The following is an 18,174-nucleotide window of genomic DNA, read 5'->3' as shown; positions in this document are numbered from 1 at the left end:
TGCTATCAGTTGAAAGTGAGGGGAACGATGGACGCCATTAAACAGATCTTGATCGATGAAATTAATACGCTCAACCGTGAAGAACGCCGCGATAACCTGCCGCGTTTCAGCTTCTCTTTTTTGAAAAAGCATCCCGGGCTGTGGGCGGTGATGTACCTGTGCTACGGCCTGTGCGTGGCTTTGATTTTTTCCACTGAGATGCTGGGCTGGCCGGCGTTTTGGTTTGCCACCGCTTTTGTGCTGGTGATGAGCTTTCTGATGTTGCTGGACATCAATCCCAAATACCGCTTCGAAGATATCGATGCGCTGGACCTGCGGGTTTGCTACAACGGCGAATGGTATTACGTGCAGCCGGTGCCTGAACAGGCGATCTCGCGCATTATGTCTTTACCAGATGCGCCAGAGCGCGTGAAAACAGGGATTGATCGTTTGCTGAAACAGAAAGGCGAAGTGGACTTTTACGACGTTTACTACCTGACATGGGGACATCGCCAGGCCGCGCAGGTTTAATCGCCGGCCATTTCCGCCATGATTTCACCCAGCGTAACGACTGCCGCCTCGGCCCGTGAATCCCAGGGCCAGGCGGTGTTGAGCCGGAAACAGTGGCTGAACTGTTCACCTGCAGCAAACATCTGCCCCGGCGCAATACTGATGCCTTTCGCCAGCGCCCGCTGGTAAAGCTGCGTGGTGTTGATGCTGTCCGGCAGCGTGACCCACAAAAAATATCCCCCCGCCGCCTCACTTACCGTTGACTGCGCAGGCAGAACCTTTATCAGTGCCTGGCGGGCCAGCTGCTGGCGTTTGACCAGGCTTTGCCGCAGCCGTTTCAGATGGTTATCGTAGCGGCGGGTTGCCAGAAAATCGGCCAGCGCCAGCTGCATCGGTGCGCTGGTAGAAAGCGTGCTCATCAGCTGAAGACGTTGGATGCGCTGTGCATGCTGACCTGCCGCCACCCAACCCACCCGAAATCCCGCCACCAGTGATTTTGAAAATGATCCACAGTGCAGCACGTTGCCCTCGCGGTCCCAGGCTTTGGCCGGCAGGGGCGGTGCGCGTTCGTCCCACAGCTCTGCGTACACATCGTCTTCAATAAGCGGCACCTGATGACGGGCCAGTAACGCCACCAGCTGCTGTTTACGCGCGGGCGTCAAGGTAACGCCTAACGGATTTTGCAAGGTCGTCATCAGCCAGCAGGCCTTCACCGGCCAGCGCTGAAGCGCATCCTCAAGCTGCTGTAAATCAATGCCGTTCTGGGCATCGCTCGGAATAGCCAGCGCCTTGAGCTTAAGCCGTTCAATCGCCTGGAGTGCGCCATAAAAGCTGGGCTGCTCAATCACGACATAGTCGCCGGGTTCGGTCAGGGACTGCAGACTGAGGTTCAGCGCCTCCAGCGCACCGCTGGTGATGACGATTTCATCGGGCGATAAGGTCATGCCCTGGCGGGCGTAGCGCTGGGCCAGCAGCTGGCGCAGCGTCGCATTGCCAGGCGGCAGGTTATGTAACGCATCGGTAGGCGTCAGCTGATGGGAAACGTTCGCCAGCGAGCGCATAAGCTGGCGCTGGGGAAACAAAGCCGGATCGGGAAACGCTGAACCAAAGGGCACGATGGCCGGATCGCGCGTGGCCTGCAGGATGTCGAAGACAAAGTCGTTGATATCTACCCGCTCGCTAATGGCCACGCTGAGCGGCGCGGCCGCCAGCGCCCGCGGCGCCACGTAATAGCCGGACTGCGGACGCGAGACGATCCATCCCTGACTTTCCAGCAATTCATAGGCATGCAGCACGGTCATCAGGCTCACCCCCTGCCGGGCGACCTGCTGGCGCAGCGAAGGCAGTCGGGTGCCTGGGGGCCAGATACCGGCTTCTATTTGCTGCTGAATGTCGTCCATTAATCGCTGATATTTCGCCACGGCATGTTGCTCCTGATGCTGAGGCGTCACTTTAGCATGTTGAACATCTGTAACAAAAAAAGCCGTGGCGCTAACACTCCAGTTCAGCGGGTTTGTCTGTTTCTGCGCGGGCAAACACGTCCATCTCTTCAATCCGCTCCGGTGGAAGGGGGCGACCGAGCAGATATCCCTGCAGAGTGTTGCAGCCAAGATCGGTAAGAAACGCCTGCTGTTCAGGCGTTTCGACGCCTTCGGCTACCACTTTTAAATGCAGTGACTGCGCCAGCGCAACGATCGCCGACACAATGGTGGCATCTTCTGACTGATGCTGAAGTTCGTTCACGAAGGCCCGATCGATTTTCAGCTCGCTGGCCGGCAGACGTTTGAGATACAGCAGGCTGGAATAGCCAGTACCAAAGTCATCGATAGACGCTTTGACGCCCAGTTCGGTGAGTTCGGTCAGAATGCGCACACTATCGTCAGGATTGCGCATGGCCGTGGTTTCGGTCACCTCCAGCGTTAACTGCGCGGCCGGAATATGGTGCAGCGCCAGCGCCTGCTTAACGGTATCGACCAGGTTACTCTGCTCAAACTGCATCGCCGACAGGTTTACCGCCACCGACCACTCAGGATGGCCCTGCAGGTGCCACTGGTGCAGTTGGCGGCAGGCCTCATTAATTACCCAGTTACCAATATTGACTATCATGCCGGTTTTTTCCGCCATCGGCAGAAAGCAGTCCGGCGACAGTAAGCCGTGCCTTGGATGCTGCCAGCGCAGCAGCGCCTCGAAGCCCAGAATCGGGCCATGCGGGGCACAGAATTTTGGCTGGTAATACAGGCGCAGCTCATCGTTATCCAGCGCATGCCACAGGTCGTTATTAAGCTGTAGCTGGCTCTGCGCCAGGATATTCATGGACGGCTGGAAGAAGGTGTAACCGTTTCGACCGTTGTTTTTAGTGTGATACATCGCAGCATCGGCATTAAACATTAGCTCGCGTTCATCCTCGCCATCGCCGGGATACACCACGATACCAATGCTTAACGACACCACCAGATCGTAACGGGAAATGGAGAACGGGCGATCGATGGCTTTCACCAGTTGATCGGCCACCGCTGCCGCATCGTTCGGTTCGGTAATTTCAATCAGCAGAACAAACTCATCGCCACCCAGCCGCGCCAGGGTGTAGTAGCCTTTCATCTGCTCACTCATCCTTTCCGTCACGCTGATCAGCAGACTGTCGCCAATATGGTGACCAAAAGCATCGTTTACCGCTTTAAACCCATCAAGATCCATGAACATCAGGGCAAACTGACTGCACTCCCGGTTGGCTTTGTTAATGGCCTGTTCAAGACGATCTTCCAACAGGATACGGTTGGGCAGTCGGGTCAGGTTATCGTGCAGCGCCAGCTGTGCCAGCTCACGATTGGCTTCCGCCAGCGAACTGGCCAGGATCGACGTTCGGGCCTGCATACGCGCATCCAGCATGGAAACCAGTAGCGTAATGCCGAGAATGGCAAGGGTCACCACGGTCACAACCATGGCTAACCAGTTGCTGTTAACGCCAGCGTCCATGCTATGGCTGCCCGCAGGGAATTCAGCCGCCATCATGCCGGTGTAGTGCATGCCGGCAATCGCGGCGCCCATCACCACCGAGGCGCACACTCGCAGAGTCGCGACGCGTCCCTCATGCCCTTCCCGTAGTTTAAATGCCAGCCACAGTGCGGCAACGGAGGCAGCCAGCGCAATGATCACCGATATCAGCACCCAGCCCCAGTTCCAGACGATCCCCTGCGACAGCATCAGCGCGGCCATGCCGGTATAGTGCATGGCTACAATGCCCGAGCCCAGCACGATGGCTCCGCCGGCTAAGCGCGGCAGGGGCAACTCCCCATGACAGACCAGCCACAGCGCGAATATTGAGGCGCACACCGCAATACCGGCAGACAGCGCCGTCAGCCGGGCGTCGTAACTCATCATCATGTCCAGATCCATAGACAGCATGCCGATGAAGTGCATTGCCCAAATGCCGATGCCCATGGCAAAGCCGCCGCCAAGCAGCCATACGAGCGCCACTTTACCGGTTGAGGTCGCCACGCGTCCCGCCATATCCAGCGCAGTAAATGAAGCCAGCATCGCCACCAATACCGAAATGACGACAATAAATGCGTTATAAGAGGCCACTAACATAGGGTTTTCCGAACAGCGCCGAATACGCAGCTGTAATAATGGAGTTGAAAAAGATCTTTTGCCTTGTTTACCGTTTATCGGCGCAGAAAAATACTAACTTAGGCTTTTTTAATAGAAGATATCGATGCTTCCGAGCGTCAGGATCAATCAATCCTCATTACAGGCAAAATACATGATAGTCATGCAGCGCGATTTTGCCCGGACGGCTGGGGTGCCGCTTTCCCTTCTCCGCTATCCGCCCATGCGTCTCAGTGACATAGAGCCACCTAAAAACGAGACTTTTTCAAGAACTTAACAGGCGAAAACACCCCAATACTTTCCTTGACGTTCGCCCGTAACCGAAGCGTTTCGGTGAGCGTTTCAGACCGGTGCGAAAACATATCATCGAAACCGAAAGTGGGATAGAGGGCCGGCAGTTTCGCCTTTTTTATTTTCATGCATTAACGGGCGAGGCAGATGAAGGGGGCTAATGTAACAAAATAATAAAAATTTTTACGCGGAGTTTCGCCACAGCGCATAAGCTGATGTATAGTAAAAAAAACTAATATAAAACGTTCAATCCGATGACGCGGTCATCGTCAAAAACGCTGGCAGGATGCTAATAACTTACAGCAAGATTCTAATTTTTCTGGTTTTTTTGTATTACGCCATCAGGTGAAAAAGCACTGATCCTCAATAATCGGTAAGGAATGGTTATGAAATTCAAGCTTTTTCTGTTCGTTGTCGGGTTGACTACGGCGCTGCCTTCCGCGACGTTTGCTGCCACCACCACGGGTGCGATTAACGCGACGCTAACATTAACCACGGGTTGTCTGGTGAACGGGCAGTCCGCCACCACTGGCGTAAATTTCGGTTCGTTAAACTTTGGCAGCAGTGCCGCGACCTTCGATACCCTGAATGCCACCTTAGTGGGCGCGGCGGGTAACGGTATCTACGTGCGCTGCACAACCGGTCAAACCTTTAACGTCCAGGTGACCAGCAGCAATGCGGCACCGGGAACCGTCTACGGCACCGTGTCATCCGCTCCACGCTACCTGGTGCTGGGGGCGGATAATACCCAGGGCATCGCTTATACCCTCTATAGCGACGCCTCCTTTAGCACCGCCATCGCAAATAACACCAATATTGCGCCCAGCGGCACCACCGATCCGACGCTTGGTACCAATTACGCCATCTACGGGCGCGTCGTGGGCGGCGGCTTTAACCCTGTGATACCGGCCGGGACTTACACCGATACGATTAACGTCGCCGTGAACTATTGAGTGCTCGTGTTTGAGTAGCGACAGATGACGGCAAAGTGGTCACCTGTTTCGGTCACCGTTGGCGGGCTGCTGCTGTGGGTGAGTGGTAATGGGTGGGGCATCACGACCAGCTCCACCACATTCCAGGTGTCAGCGTCAATCGTTGCGGGTTGCGTGGTCTCAGGCACGAATACGGGGATCTTTGGCACGCTTAATTTTGGTACCCAGTCGGGGCTGGCCACGAACAGCGTTAGCGCCAGCTATGTACAAAGTTCCACGATTAACCTTGCCTGCACACCGGGCACCACGCTGAGCATGACCATCAATGGCGGCAGTAACTATACCTCGACCCGTAATTTGAAGCTGGCTAACAACACCAACACGGTTCCCTATTACCTCTACAGCAATGCTGCACGTACCACGCCGATTCCGGTGAACACGGCAGTGCCGTTGAGCTACAGCAATGCGAATAACATCACGTTACCGATATATGGCTCGCTGCAGTTACCCGGCCCGACGCGCGCCGGGGTTTATTCGGACACCCTCAGCGTCACGCTGACCTGGTGATAAAAGGACAAAGGAGCTTTACCATGCCATCCCTGCGCGCCCTGTTTTTTCTGTTCACATTCCTGCTGTTGCCTCAGGCTCAGGGCGCTAACTCCGTCATGATTTGGCCTATCGATCCGGCGATTAACCCGGAGGAAAAAGCCAGCGAGCTGTGGCTGGAAAACCGTGGCAGCAGCACCACCCTGATGCAGGTGCGCATCTTCGCCTGGCAGCAGACGCACAATCAGGAGCAGTATCAGACCCAGCAGCAGGTTGTCGCCAGCCCGCCGCTGATACGCATCGAACCCGGGCAAAAGCAGCTCGTTCGCCTGATTAAACAAGTCCCGCCCGTGGCAGGTAAAGAGATGGCCTACCGCGTCGTGCTGGATGAGATCCCCACCCCACGGTCGGTCGGCGATAATCAGGCCGGACTGAATTTTCAGATGCGCTATTCGGTTCCCCTGTTTGTCTACGGCAACGGACTGGTTCGCGATGACGCCAGGTCTGTACTGAGCTGGCGCCAGGTCAACACTGGCGGTCAGCGTTATCTGGAGCTGACTAATCGCGGTAACGGCCACGCACGTCTCAGTAATGTCACCGTGGGCGGTCAGCGACTCGGAAACGGACTTTACGGTTATGTGCTGGCTAACAGCACCCAGCGTTTTCCTCTGAGAGCCGCGGTCAGCGGTGAACTGCGCGCAGAAACCAACCACGGGCAGTGGCGCAGCGCTGCGGCTCAGTAAAGTGTAATGATGTCGTTTTCGCCGCATCCCGCTGCGCTGGCTATCGCGGGGCTGTGCTGCCTGACACCCGGTTCTGTCTGGGCTGAAACCTTTACGTCGCTCCCGCCGCCGCCCGCCGTGGACAACAGCGCCGCCGGTCAGCGCTACATGTTAGAGCTGGTGGTGAATCAGCAGGCACGGGGCGATATCGTGCCGGTAGAGCAACAAAACGGTCACTTTCTGGTGCGGGCTGGCGATCTGCAGCGTGCGGGGATCCCGCCGGAAAAGTATCAGGGACAACAACAGGTTGATGTCAATCAGCTCGCAGAGGTGAAAGTGGACTATGACGATCGTCGCCAGCGTCTGCTGCTGACGGTACCGCCCGGCTGGCTGCCCGAACAGACGATTGGTGAGAGCAACACCGGACCGCGCTTTCCCGGACGCGTCAGCCCTGGGGCGCTGATAAATTACGATCTCTACGCCACGCGCACCGACGTTGCGGGTACACGTCTGGCGGCCTGGAACGAACTGCGCCTGTTTGGTGATGCCGGACACATCTCCAGCAACGGCGTCTGGCAACAGCAGCTGGAAGGACAAAATCGCTACCAGGATGATGGCTATATCCGCTACGACACCTGGTGGAGCAATGAAAACGAAAACGCCATCCTGAGCTGGCGGGTCGGCGACCTCACGACCGATGCGCTGGCATGGACCAGCAGCGTCCGGCTTGGCGGCATTCAGGTTGCGCGGGACTTCAGCGTACGTCCGGATCTGGTGACCTATCCCCTGCCCGCGTTTTCCGGTCAGGCGGCGGTGCCCTCAACGGTCGATCTGTTTGTTAACGGCTACCGCTCCACTCAGGCCAACGTTCAGCCCGGTCCCTGGTCGCTCACGAACGTGCCCTTTGTAAACGGCGCGGGCAACGCGGTGATTACCACCACGGATGCCGTCGGGCGTCAGGTGGTCACCACGCTGCCGTTTTATGTTTCCAGTAATCTGCTTAAGCCTGGCCTGTCCGATTACGCCTTTTCCGCCGGTGCGATGCGACAAAACTACGGCATTAAAAACGCGGATTACGGTGCGGCGGCGATGAGCGGCTCATGGCGCTATGGCATGACAGACTGGCTCACCCTGGAAACCCATGGGGAGGGCAGTAACCACCTGGGCATGGGCGGAGCAGGCGCGCAGTTTAAAGTGGGCAGTTGGGGCGTGATCAACGGCGCAGCCGCGCAGAGTCAAATGGACGGGCAGTCTGGCGCGCAGTACAGCTGGGGCTATCAGTACAACAACAGTCGCTTTAGCCTGGGTACGCAGCACCAGGTGCGCAATGCCGGCTTTGGTAATCTGGCCCTGCTGAGCAACCAGCGCAACGGCGGTTCGGATTACCGTTACAGCCTGGCGCGGCGAACGGCGCAGTACAGCGCCAGCATATCGCTCAACCGTTATGGCAGCCTGGGTGCAGCCTATATTGATATTTCCGGCGGCGATAACCAGCGCACCAGCCTGTGGAACCTCTCCTGGAGTAAAAACCTGTGGGGCAATGCCAGCCTGTACGTTTCCGCCAGCCGTGACAGGCAACAGGGCGAATGGAGCGGCGCCGTCTCGCTGGTGATTCCGTTTGGTGAAAACAGCAATGCCTCACTGAGCGTTGAGCGCGATCAGCAAGGTCGACACAATCAACGGGCTTATCTGTCCCGCGCCATGCCCAGCGACGGCGGTTTTGCCTGGGACGCCTCCTGGGCGAACCAGGGCGGGAATAGCGGTGATTACCGGCAGGGCAGCCTGCGCTACCGTAACAATAAAATCGATACGTCTGGCGGATTCTACGGGGATGATGACAACACTACGCAGTGGGCAGATTTATCTGGCGCGCTGGTGTTAATGGATAACCAGGTCTTTGCCGCAAACACGATCAATGATGCCTTTGTGGTGGTGAAAACCAACTACCCGGACGTCAATGTCCGCTATGAAAACCAGTCGATGGGACGTACCGACAGCAAGGGCTATCTGCTGGTGCCCTCCATCAGCAGCTATTACGCGGCCAAATACGATATCGATACGCTCGACCTGCCCGCCGACATGACCACGCCCAAAGTCGAGCAGCGTTTTGCCGTGAAGCGCCAGAGTGGATTTTTGCTGAATTTTCCGGTTGAGCGTTTACGCGCCGCCAGCGTGATTCTGTATGACAGCCATAACCAGCCGTTGCCGGTATCCAGCCAGGTGATCCGTCCCGGCCAGGCAACGGGCTACGTTGGCTGGGACGGTATCGCCTGGCTGGACGATCTCAGCGAACACAACCCAATTAAGGTCATCGCGCCTGACGGCCGAACCTGTAAAACCGAACTGACCCTGGCGGGTGGCCAGCCGCAGGCATTGAAAACCTACGGTCCGCTGACCTGTCCCCTGCCGCCGCTGCCCGACGGCGCACCGGTACCCAACCCCGAAAACGCGACAGCCGGAATAACACCATGAAAAACCTGATGCTGCTTTGCCTGCTGCTGCTACCCTCGCTGGGCTATGCCGCCTGTACCCTTCCCGCGTCCAGCGCCAGCTTTGGCACACAAACCACGTTTGTTGCTAATAACAGCGTCAGCACGACCTCCACCAACGCTAACGTTAACTGCGGATCAGGCACGGCCCTGACTCTGCTGAGTAATAATCAGATTACGTTTCAGCTGACCAGCGCCAGCAACACCAACGGCACGCGCGGCACGCTCAAGCGAAGCGGCGATACCGGTAGCGACAATATTCCGGTGCGGCTGTGTACCGACAGCGCCTGCGCAAATGAGCTGACCATTGGCGGATCGGCTTTTGTGTATAACTCGGCCACATTGATCAACCTGGCGGGATTACTCGGCAGCCTGAACTTCGCGATTCCGGTGTATTTACGCACCGTCGCCGGGCAAACCGTGGCGGCGGGCAGCTATACGCTCACCCTGAACATGACCGTCACCTATAACATCTGCACCTCTGTTTCCGCCCTGGGCGCTTGTCTGACCCCGCAGACCGGCAGCGGCGTGATCCCCATTACCGTGACCGTCGTTCTGAGCAATGACTGTACAGCGATTACCGCCCCCAACATTAGCTTTGGCAGCGCGCCGCTGGTCGCCAGCTTTGGGGCAATTTCGCAAACAATCAGTGTGTTATGCAGTAAAGGCAGTACCTATACCGTGGGCTTAAGCAATGGCAACAACGCATCAGGCAGCGTGCGGAATATGGCGAGCGGAACCAACCGTTTGAGTTACGAAATCTACAAAGGAACCAGTAGCGATCGCTGGGGGCCGAGTGGCACAGAACGGGTAGGCAGTGCGGCGGCCAATACCGTCAGCACCGATGGACTGTCGCGCAGCTATAACTACACTGCGCGCGTCCTCACCACACAAAACACGCCGCCTGCGGGAAACTACAGCGACAGCGTGGTGGTGGATATTGCGTTTTAAAGGGATGTGCTGACCGGCGTGCTGCCGTGACGAGCGCGATACTGCTTAACCATGCGACCAATGAGCAGCGTACCAAACAGGCCACAGACGGCCGCAAAGGTCAGCCACACGCCCGGCATCGCCTTGTCACCTGTGGCGTGAATCAGATAGCTGGATACTGCTGGCGTAAAGCCGCCAAACAGCGCCGTTGCCAGGCTGTAGGCCATAGAGAAGCCCGCGGCGCGCACTTCCGCTGGCATAATTTCCGCCAGATAAACCACCATGGCGCCGTTATAGCTTGCGTAGAGAAAGGAGAGCCATAATTCCGCCTCGACCAGATGCGCGAAGCTGGGCGAGCCCACCATCCAGTGCAGCACCGGCCAGGCGGTGGCAATCATCAGCACGGTAAACGTCAGCAGCAGCGGGCGACGACCAATGCGATCGGAGAGCGCGCCCATCACCGGTAGCCAGAACAGGTTCGAAATCCCGACAAACAGCGTCACCATAAACGCCTGGGTGTCGCTCATCATCAACACCGTTTTGCCGAAGGTGGGCGTAAAGGCGGTAATCATATAGAACATCACGGTGGTAGTGACGACCATCAGCATACCTGCCAGCACCAGCGCCCAGTTGCTGGCCACCGAACGCATAATTTCGGTCATGGCCGGGTGGTGTTTACGCTGACTGAAGGCTTCGGTTTCTTCCAGCATACGGCGGATATAAAACAGGAAGGGCACGATCAGGCAGCCCACCACGAAGGGAATGCGCCAGCCCCACTCGGTGACGTCATCATGAGAAAGCAGATGGTTCAGGCCCAGTCCCAGCAGCGCAGCGAATATCACCGCAATCTGCTGACTTCCGGATTGCCAGCTGACAAAGAAGCCTTTGCGACCTTTCGGTGCGACTTCGGCCAGATAGACCGACACGCCACCCAGTTCCACACCGGCTGAAAAGCCCTGCAGCAAACGCCCCAGCAGAATCAGAACCGGTGCCGCCGCGCCCAGCGTGGCATAACCCGGTACCAGTGCAATCGTGAGCGTGCCCAGCGCCATCAGGCCAAGCGTTAACAGCAGCCCTTTGCGACGACCATGGTGGTCGATGTAAGCCCCCAGAATAATGGCCCCCAGCGGACGCATCAGGAAGCCCGCACCGAAGGTCATCAACGTCAGCATCAGGGAAGAGAACGGATCGTCACCGGGAAAGAAGGTTTTGGCGATGGCCGTGGCGTAGTAGCCAAACACCATGAAATCGTACATCTCAAGGAAGTTACCACTGGTAACGTTGAAAATGGTTCTGGCCGCGCTGGCAGGCGGCTTTTGTAAAGTTTCACTCGGGTTCATCACGGCTTCCTTGGTTTTTTATCCGTTTTAGCCTGCGACAAGCCAGATTAATGTGACACCGATCACCATTGCAGTTTACAAGTCTATAAGTTTCCGTAACAAGAAATTAACAGGAGAGTTACGGCAGCATCTTTGCCTGTTATCAGGCGGAATGAGCAGAAGAAGATTCTGTGAAAACAGACATAAAAAAAGCGCGGCGGAATGCGCGCTTTTTAGCCGTGATAGCGTATTGACGAGGCGCGTTTACCACGCCTGAAGGCCCCGAATGTTGGCTGAATGCGTTGAGCGTTGAGCGGGAAAGCCCGACCGGCTCCAATCGCTATTTCTTGACCGTTTCCATTCCCATCAAGCCAATTTTTAAATACCCGGCCGTGCGCAGTTCGTCCATCACGCTCATCAGGGTTTCATAATCGACAGACTTGTCCGCCTGGAAGAAGATCGTAGTGTCCTTGTTGCCTTCCGTCTGCTGGGTCAGCACGTTGATCAACGACGCTTTATTCACCACCTCGTTACCCACGTACAACTGCTTGTCGGCTTTGATCGAAAGGTAAACCGGTTTTTCCGGACGCGGTTGGGGCGCACTGGTGGAAGCCGGAAGGTTAACACGGACATCAACGGTCGCCAGCGGCGCTGCAACCATAAAGATGATCAACAACACCAGCATCACGTCGATAAACGGCGTGACGTTGATTTCGTGCATTTCGCCATCTGTTTCGGCCTGGTCGTTTAATCGCATCGCCATAACGCTTACCCCAGACGCAGTTTTTGTGCGGCTGCCGGGCGGTTAACGTCAGGCTGGGCCAGGTTTCCCAGGTCGATATCGCGGCTTTGCAGCAGCATGATTTGCGCGGCCACATCGCCCAGCGAGGCTTTGTAGTTGGCGATCATGCGGGCAAACACGTTGTAGATCACCACGGCCGGAATGGCGGCGACCAGGCCAATAGCGGTAGCCAGCAAGGCTTCGGCAATGCCGGGGGCAACCACGGCAAGATTCGTGGTTTGCGTTTTGGCGATACCAATGAAGCTGTTCATGATGCCCCAGACGGTTCCGAACAGGCCGACAAACGGCGCGACCGAACCAATCGTGGCCAGGAAACCGTTACCGCGGCCTGCGTGACGGCAGAAGGCAGCCACCCGACGTTCAAGACGGAAAGCGGTACGCTCTTTGATCCCGGCGGTATCTTCAACGCCAGCAGAAAGTTCCAGCTCATTTTGCGCATCGTTAAGAAGTACCGCGCTGTGGCTGGCGGTTTTGAACTGCTGGGCAGCGCGCGCGGCATCATTCAGGTTGCGGGCTTCACCTAACGCCAGCTGCTCGCGCTTGAGGCGACGTTTGGCCGCGCTCAGCTCAGCATATTTACCGAAGAAAATTGCCCAGGTCACGACCGAGGCCAATAACAGACCAATCATGACCACCTTTACCACGATATCGGCATGCTGGTACATGCCCCATACGGAAAGGTCTGCTTGCATTAAGTCACTGGCTACCACGCTGCTTCTCCAACTTCATCTACTACATGGGTGCGGAATGAAGTGCCGATGATAGCAAAAAACAATCGAATTGATAGTGGTTCTCATTAGTATTTACAATCTTGCAGCCACTGATGACGGTGAGCCAGCACCTGAATACGCCGCGTCTGCCCTGCCGTTTCTTTAGTCCAATCCTGTCGGGATGCCTGGCGTTGATCGTTTCGCCCCTGTTGGCGGCATCCTGCCCCAAAACGGTTAATTAGCGATCGCTCTCATAAAATAACTTTTTCGTTTCGATGAATGTGAAAATTATGTTGCAGCTAAAAACCGCCTACAGCAGGATAAGTAGAACGTTCTACTAAAACGTTCTACTTACAATAAAAACGCCAATAGGGGCGCAACATCGGGAAAACTCGGTATGACACTGCTATCAGGTTTGGTTAAATCGTTATCGAAGTTATCAATGATTGGTCGGGCGCTCATGCTGCCTATTTCGTTGCTGCCTGCCGCTGGCTTACTCCTGGCATTTGGTAATAAGTTCGAGTTACCGCTGATGATGAACGCCGGAGGGGTGATTTTTGATAACCTGCCGATGCTGTTTGCGATTGGCTCGGCTGTGGGACTGGCCGCCGAATCCGGGATAGCCGCACTTTCCGCCGCGGTTTCCGTCTTTGTCACCAACATCACCATTGGCACCATGCTGCATATCACTCCGGAAATGGCGGCCCAGGGAGGAAAATATGCCATGGTCGTCGGCATTCCGACTCTACAGATGGGCGTATTCGGCGGCCTTATCTGCGGCATTCTCGCCGCCTGGTGCTACAACCGCTTCCATACCCTGCAGCTCCCTGAGTTCCTGGGTTTCTTCTCGGGTAAGCGTTTTGTTGCCATTGCGACGGCATTTTTATCCTTTCTGCTCGGCCTGCTGATGCCCTATGTCTGGCAACATATTCAGGCGGGCATCGATGCGCTTTCGGTGATCGTCAACGGCGATAATCAGGCGGCCTCCACCTTTATTTTTGGGCTGGTGGAGCGCGCCCTGATCCCGCTTGGCCTGCACCACATCTGGTATCCCTCGTTCTGGTACTCCTTCGGTGATTACGTCACCAAAACCGGCCAGGTGATTCATGGCGATCAAACCATCTGGTTCAAAATGCTGGAGGAAGGCGTGAAATCCTTTAGCAGCAACGGCTACCAAAATGCGGGCAAGTTTATGCAAGGTGAGTATCCGCTTATGCTTTTCGCCCTGCCTGCCGCCTGTCTGGCGATGTACCACGAAGCCCATACCAGGAATAAAAAGATCGCGTTCGGTATCCTGTTTTCAGCGGCGTTGACCTGCTTTTTGACCGGCATCACCGAGCCAGTGGAGTTTACCTTTATCTTTGTCGCACCCCTGCTTTATATCTTTAATGCCATCATGGCGGGCCTGGCCTATATGACCATGTATTTACTGCATGCCCATATCGCTAAATCTTTTTCCGCCGGATTGATTGACTACATTAGCTTTGGCATTGTGCCCTCGCTCAACGGTTACCAGACTCACTATCTCAGCGCGGTTATCGTGGGCGTACCGATGGCATTGATTTACTATTTCACCTTCCGCTTCGTTATTCGTCGGTTTAATGTAAAAACACCGGGACGAACGGACGTCACGGCGACGACCGATGACAAAACCGATGCAGAGCTGGCTAGCGAAATCATCGTCCTGCTGGGAGGTGAGAAAAACATCCGCTCGGTGGGCGCCTGTATCACGCGCTTACGGCTTGAAGTCGTCAACAGCCATGACGTTGACCGTGAAGGGCTGAATAATCTTGGCGCACGCGGCGTGGTTTTTGTCGGCGATAACGGTATACAAATTATTTTTGGCGCCAGAGCGCAATTTATTGCCCAGACGCTGTCCGGGATGACAGGCTGATGCAGGCCTGGCTTTCTGACGATGGCGGGCAAGGCGATAGCAGGCTGAGCAGGTGAATTTCAGGGAGCAGGTTTGAAGAGAGTCAGCATTACTGATGTGGCTAAACACGCCGGCGTGTCGGTTTCGACCGTCTCGTTGGTGCTGCGTCAAAAAGGAAAAATATCCGATGCCACCATCAGGAAAGTTCACGCCGCCATTGATGCGCTCGACTACGTTCAGAATGTGGCAGCCGCCAACCTGCGCGCCAGCACCTCTAACCTTATCGGTCTGATTCTGCGTGATTTCAGCGACAGTTTCTCCGTGAAGGTTATGGCAAGCCTTGTGCAGCAGCTGGAAAAGCAGGGCTATATGGTGTTTTTGGGGCAGCCCACTGACGACGGCGAATCGCTGACGCGCTGCCTGCTCTCCTTTAAACAGCAGGGCGTCGCTGGCGTTGTCTGTCTGGCGTCAGACAGGCGAAATGCCAGCCTGCCGTCGCAGCTTCTCCACTGCCCTTTACCCCTGGTGGTGGTGTCCCAGTCGCTGCTGGCGGAGAAGTGTAATCTGGTCATGCGTGACAACCACCAGGCCGCCCACCTGGCGACCCGCTATCTGATTGAACGCGGTCACCGCAATATTGCCTATATTGGGGGAATTGAAGGGGACCTGATCCGTCAGCAGCGCTTACTGGGGTTTCGCAGCGCCCTGACTCAACACGGGCTGGCCGTAAGGGAAGGATTTACGCCATCCTGCCGTGACGATACCCACTCAGCCGCCTTTGCCACGCGTCAGTTACTGGAGCAAAACAACACCATTACCGCGCTGCTCTGTCACTCTCCGGATGCGATAATCGGGGCGATGTCCGGTATTCATCACACCGGTCGCACCGTGGGTAAAGACGTGTTTCTGACCCAACAGGTCGCTCTGATGGGCTTTGAGGACATGCTGCACGTGAACCTCACCTCGCCCTCTTTTACCTATGTTTCCTCCGCCAGTGAAGAAACCGGCCGCCAGGCGGCTGAGCTTATCCTGCGTCAGCTACAAGACCCTGAGCGCCCAAGGCAGCGTATTTTATTATCGGGCCAATTAATTACACGAGAGTCGGCATAAATCGGCATTTTGATTGTCAGAGAAGCGAGTATGTGAAAAATCGCTTTCGGGCGCAGCGGTTAGCCTCTGCGAACGGTGGGTGCGCAAACATAACGATAAACAGCCTATGAGCAACACAATCATAACCAGCCTAACGTCACTTTTACGTCGGAAACGACAGCAGCGCTTATTACGGGATCGCCGTATAGGCTTTAACCGTGCACGCGCGCAAGATCACGCATCACGCGCAGCGCACGCTTCGATATTGCCTGGTCCTGACGGCCATCGCGCTGACGCCACAGGGCCGCTTACTGCGCCCGCCCGTTCTGCAGACGGCTCGTCACCGCTTCCCATCACGACGCCAGACCGGACGATGCTGCTGTGGCTATCCCGCTGCCTGTTATTTGTGTCGCTACTGCTGCCGGGTTCAAACATGATTTCATCCTGCTCTGGTGCCTGTTATGCGGCGACCAACACGCTGATCACCCTGCACTTTTTCAGGCGCTGTTATGAGTCAGATAAACCCTCATCCGGCATCGTGAAGTGTTTCAGTCGCCAGTTGCGCAGCGTGGCCCTGATTCGTTTTATCCACGCCTCACGCAATGCGGCACCGCCGGGCAGACTAAAGCGTTTTCACTACGGTCATCAGTCGGATAAAACGCGAAGGCGCAACGTGCGCCCGCCGTTCCGTGCGGCTCCCGAATCGGACTCAGCCATCCATGTCAGCCCGGCAGAGCCCTCTCTGTTTTCACCGGATGCCTTGCTCAGGTCGCCGCAGGCGCAATCGTTACCGCCCTGTACCACTCCGCGCTACAACGCCGCTCCTGCGTTGATCACGCCGCCGCAGAACCCGCTGGCGGCATCCCCGGGCTGTCAGCCCTGAGCAGGCGACACGTCCACAAAGCCTGGCCCAGTGGCGGGTGATTAGCGGATATCGCCAGGGCTTATCCCCCAGCGGGAAGGCGTGCTTCTTTCGCCCGCCTGGCGCTGCTGACTGCGCCCCTTGGCCGTTATCATCGCCACCGTTAACAGGGCCGGGATGGCCAGCACGGCGAAAATAGTGGCGAACCCCCAGCCCAGCGCCAGCATCTCTGCCCCCACCAGCGCGCTGAGAATGGCCCCAATGCGCCCTACGCCGTGCATCCAGCTGGAGCCCGTTGCACGCGCCTCGGTGGGATAAAAGCTGGCCGAAAGCGCATTCATTCCCGTGTTAGCGCCACCGATGCAGAAGCCGATCATCATGGCGCAACCGCCCAGCAGCACCGGGTGCGCCAGCGAAAATCCCATCCCCACCGTGAACAGCGCGCCCGCGCCGTAAATCATCGACAGCGCCCGGTGCGATTCAATCCTGTCCATCAGCCAGCCCGAAAACAGCGAACCGCAGGTTCCGCCCGCCTGGAACAGAGCCGTGATAATGGCGGCCTGCACCACGTCAAAACCGTTATCCTTGATCAGCATGGGGAGCCAGCTGCCCAGGGTATAGAATAAAAACAGTGCGGTAAAATAGGCGCCCCACAGCATCAGGCTGCCAAACCGGTACTGGTCGTTAAGTACGACTTTTACCGGCTGCGCCCTGGCCTTGCTGACCGGCGGCAGTTCGACGCTGCACTGCTGCAGATCCAGATCCGGTGCCAGCTTAGCCAGAATACGGTGAATTTTTTTGCTGGCGGCACGCCTTACCACTAAAAAGCACACCGATTCCGGCAGCGCCCAGAGCAGTAACGGCACGAACAGCATTGGCAGGATCCCGCCCAGCATCAGGACAGAATGCCAGCCGAAGTGCGGCATCAGCCAGGAGGCGGCAAAGCCACCCAGCGCTGCGCCAAACGTGAAGCCACAAAACACCACGGTGATAAGGAATGCCCGTCGTCTGGCAGGAGCAAACTCGGCCACCAGCGTGCCCACGTTGGGCATCGCCGCGCCTAACCCCAGACCGGTCAGAAAACGGAACAGGATCATCTGTTCCATATTTTGCGAAAAGGCGGTTATCAGCGTCCAGGCGCCAAAAAAGAACACGCTGTTAATAATCACGACTTTGCGACCCAGCCTGTCTGACAGCGGGCCGGAGAGCATTGCGCCCAGCGCCAGCCCCACCAGGGCAGCGCTGATGATCAGCCCCAGTTCGCGATTGGTGATGCCCCAGTCCGCTTTCAGTTCAGGTGCAATGAACCCCATGATGGCAATATCAAACCCATCGAGAGCGATGATGCAGAAGCCAAACAGCACCACCATTTTTTGCCACATCCCCAGCGGGCGGCTGTCGATTAACGCCCGAACATCAATTGCTTTGCTTTCCGCCACGGTGACTCTCCGGTGAAATAGGTAATGTGGGGTTACTATATGCAGGCGCTGTAATGCGTTAAACGGCGATAATCG

Annotated in this window: 15 protein-coding genes; 9 read left to right on the top strand and 6 right to left on the bottom strand. The window is 56.6% G+C overall.

Annotation, left to right across the window (positions count from 1 at the left end):
• Window positions 1-27 precede the first annotated feature (27 nt).
• Complete coding sequence (locus AAIE03_RS00380) at window positions 28-510, top strand: YlaC family protein (RefSeq protein WP_064372760.1); 483 nt, start codon at window positions 28-30, stop codon at window positions 508-510.
• On the opposite strand, the gene AAIE03_RS00375 is transcribed toward AAIE03_RS00380, so the two are convergent.
• Both AAIE03_RS00375 and AAIE03_RS00370 read right to left on the bottom strand, forming a co-directional pair.
• Complete coding sequence (locus AAIE03_RS00375; RefSeq protein WP_014605049.1) at window positions 507-1,910, bottom strand: aminotransferase-like domain-containing protein; 1,404 nt, start codon at window positions 1,908-1,910, stop codon at window positions 507-509. The genes AAIE03_RS00380 and AAIE03_RS00375 overlap by 4 nt on opposite strands.
• A 70-nt stretch (window positions 1,911-1,980) precedes the next feature.
• A complete protein-coding gene (locus AAIE03_RS00370; protein WP_022623167.1) occupies window positions 1,981-4,077 on the bottom strand; it encodes a putative bifunctional diguanylate cyclase/phosphodiesterase in 2,097 nt (698 codons plus the stop codon).
• A gap of 695 nt (window positions 4,078-4,772) precedes the next feature.
• Between AAIE03_RS00370 and AAIE03_RS00365 the strand changes: the two genes are divergently transcribed.
• From AAIE03_RS00365 to AAIE03_RS00345, 5 genes are read left to right on the top strand one after another with little or no spacing between them, the layout of a single operon-like run.
• Window positions 4,773-5,339, top strand: a complete 567-nt coding sequence (locus tag AAIE03_RS00365) for a spore coat protein U domain-containing protein (protein ID WP_014594610.1) — start codon at window positions 4,773-4,775, stop codon at window positions 5,337-5,339.
• A 24-nt stretch (window positions 5,340-5,363) separates the two neighbouring features.
• Entirely contained in the window at window positions 5,364-5,885 is a 522-nt protein-coding gene (locus AAIE03_RS00360) for a Csu type fimbrial protein (RefSeq protein WP_013027201.1), read from the top strand.
• Between the two features lie 23 nt (window positions 5,886-5,908).
• Window positions 5,909-6,607 carry a fimbrial biogenesis chaperone gene (locus AAIE03_RS00355; RefSeq protein ID WP_014594611.1) on the top strand — a complete coding sequence of 233 codons (699 nt, stop codon included), beginning with the start codon at window positions 5,909-5,911 and terminating at the stop codon, window positions 6,605-6,607.
• A gap of 6 nt (window positions 6,608-6,613) precedes the next feature.
• Complete coding sequence (locus AAIE03_RS00350; protein ID WP_483630171.1) at window positions 6,614-9,058, top strand: fimbria/pilus outer membrane usher protein; 2,445 nt, start codon at window positions 6,614-6,616, stop codon at window positions 9,056-9,058.
• Window positions 9,055-10,026, top strand: a complete 972-nt coding sequence (locus tag AAIE03_RS00345) for a Csu type fimbrial protein (RefSeq protein WP_022623171.1) — start codon at window positions 9,055-9,057, stop codon at window positions 10,024-10,026. The genes AAIE03_RS00350 and AAIE03_RS00345 overlap by 4 nt, the downstream gene beginning before the upstream one ends.
• Here AAIE03_RS00345 and AAIE03_RS00340 read toward each other — a convergent pair.
• The 3 genes from AAIE03_RS00340 to exbB form a co-directional block, all read right to left on the bottom strand.
• Entirely contained in the window at window positions 10,023-11,345 is a 1,323-nt protein-coding gene (locus tag AAIE03_RS00340) for an MFS transporter (protein ID WP_014594614.1), read from the bottom strand. The two genes, AAIE03_RS00345 and AAIE03_RS00340, sit on opposite strands and share 4 nt — an antisense overlap.
• Before the next feature lie 319 nt (window positions 11,346-11,664).
• Window positions 11,665-12,087 (bottom strand): TonB system transport protein ExbD, encoded by a 423-nt coding sequence (exbD, locus tag AAIE03_RS00335; RefSeq protein WP_013027206.1) that lies wholly within the window; start codon window positions 12,085-12,087, stop codon window positions 11,665-11,667.
• Window positions 12,088-12,092: 5 nt separating this feature from the next.
• Complete coding sequence (gene exbB, locus AAIE03_RS00330) at window positions 12,093-12,818, bottom strand: tol-pal system-associated acyl-CoA thioesterase (protein WP_014594615.1); 726 nt, start codon at window positions 12,816-12,818, stop codon at window positions 12,093-12,095.
• A gap of 415 nt (window positions 12,819-13,233) precedes the next feature.
• On the opposite strand from exbB, the gene AAIE03_RS00325 reads away from it, so the two are divergent.
• The 3 genes from AAIE03_RS00325 to AAIE03_RS00315 all read left to right on the top strand — a co-directional run bounded on the left by AAIE03_RS00325 (window position 13,234) and on the right by AAIE03_RS00315 (window position 16,681).
• The gene (locus AAIE03_RS00325) at window positions 13,234-14,730 is read left to right on the top strand and encodes a PTS transporter subunit EIIC (protein WP_498562684.1); all 1,497 of its coding nucleotides are present in this window, start codon (window positions 13,234-13,236) and stop codon (window positions 14,728-14,730) included.
• A 72-nt stretch (window positions 14,731-14,802) separates the two neighbouring features.
• A complete protein-coding gene (gene malI, locus AAIE03_RS00320; protein ID WP_013027209.1) occupies window positions 14,803-15,819 on the top strand; it encodes a Mal regulon transcriptional regulator MalI in 1,017 nt (338 codons plus the stop codon).
• 244 nt (window positions 15,820-16,063) lie between these two features.
• Window positions 16,064-16,681 (top strand): hypothetical protein, encoded by a 618-nt coding sequence (locus tag AAIE03_RS00315; RefSeq protein WP_234033840.1) that lies wholly within the window; start codon window positions 16,064-16,066, stop codon window positions 16,679-16,681.
• A 41-nt stretch (window positions 16,682-16,722) separates the two neighbouring features.
• Here AAIE03_RS00315 and AAIE03_RS00310 read toward each other — a convergent pair whose 3' ends face one another.
• Window positions 16,723-18,099: an MFS transporter gene (locus tag AAIE03_RS00310; RefSeq protein WP_019104836.1), complete on the bottom strand. Its 1,377-nt coding sequence runs from the start codon at window positions 18,097-18,099 to the stop codon at window positions 16,723-16,725.
• Window positions 18,100-18,174 lie beyond the last annotated feature (75 nt).

The sequence above is a fragment of the Pantoea sp. Ae19-2 genome (genome assembly GCF_059801205.1).
This window is presented reverse-complemented; position numbering and strand designations above follow the sequence as displayed.

What these genes read in the sequence shown, in the direction of transcription:
- AAIE03_RS00380 (WP_064372760.1), top strand. Translation starts at nt 28, where the DNA reads ATGGACGCCATTAAACAGATCTTGATCGATGAAATTAATACGCTCAAC.
- AAIE03_RS00370 (WP_022623167.1), bottom strand. Translation starts at nt 4,077, where the DNA reads ATGTTAGTGGCCTCTTATAACGCATTTATTGTCGTCATTTCGGTATTG.
- AAIE03_RS00365 (WP_014594610.1), top strand. Translation starts at nt 4,773, where the DNA reads ATGAAATTCAAGCTTTTTCTGTTCGTTGTCGGGTTGACTACGGCGCTG.
- AAIE03_RS00360 (WP_013027201.1), top strand. Translation starts at nt 5,364, where the DNA reads ATGACGGCAAAGTGGTCACCTGTTTCGGTCACCGTTGGCGGGCTGCTG.
- AAIE03_RS00355 (WP_014594611.1), top strand. Translation starts at nt 5,909, where the DNA reads ATGCCATCCCTGCGCGCCCTGTTTTTTCTGTTCACATTCCTGCTGTTG.
- AAIE03_RS00350 (WP_483630171.1), top strand. Translation starts at nt 6,614, where the DNA reads ATGATGTCGTTTTCGCCGCATCCCGCTGCGCTGGCTATCGCGGGGCTG.
- AAIE03_RS00345 (WP_022623171.1), top strand. Translation starts at nt 9,055, where the DNA reads ATGAAAAACCTGATGCTGCTTTGCCTGCTGCTGCTACCCTCGCTGGGC.
- AAIE03_RS00340 (WP_014594614.1), bottom strand. Translation starts at nt 11,345, where the DNA reads ATGAACCCGAGTGAAACTTTACAAAAGCCGCCTGCCAGCGCGGCCAGA.
- exbD (WP_013027206.1), bottom strand. Translation starts at nt 12,087, where the DNA reads ATGGCGATGCGATTAAACGACCAGGCCGAAACAGATGGCGAAATGCAC.
- exbB (WP_014594615.1), bottom strand. Translation starts at nt 12,818, where the DNA reads ATGCAAGCAGACCTTTCCGTATGGGGCATGTACCAGCATGCCGATATC.
- AAIE03_RS00325 (WP_498562684.1), top strand. Translation starts at nt 13,234, where the DNA reads ATGACACTGCTATCAGGTTTGGTTAAATCGTTATCGAAGTTATCAATG.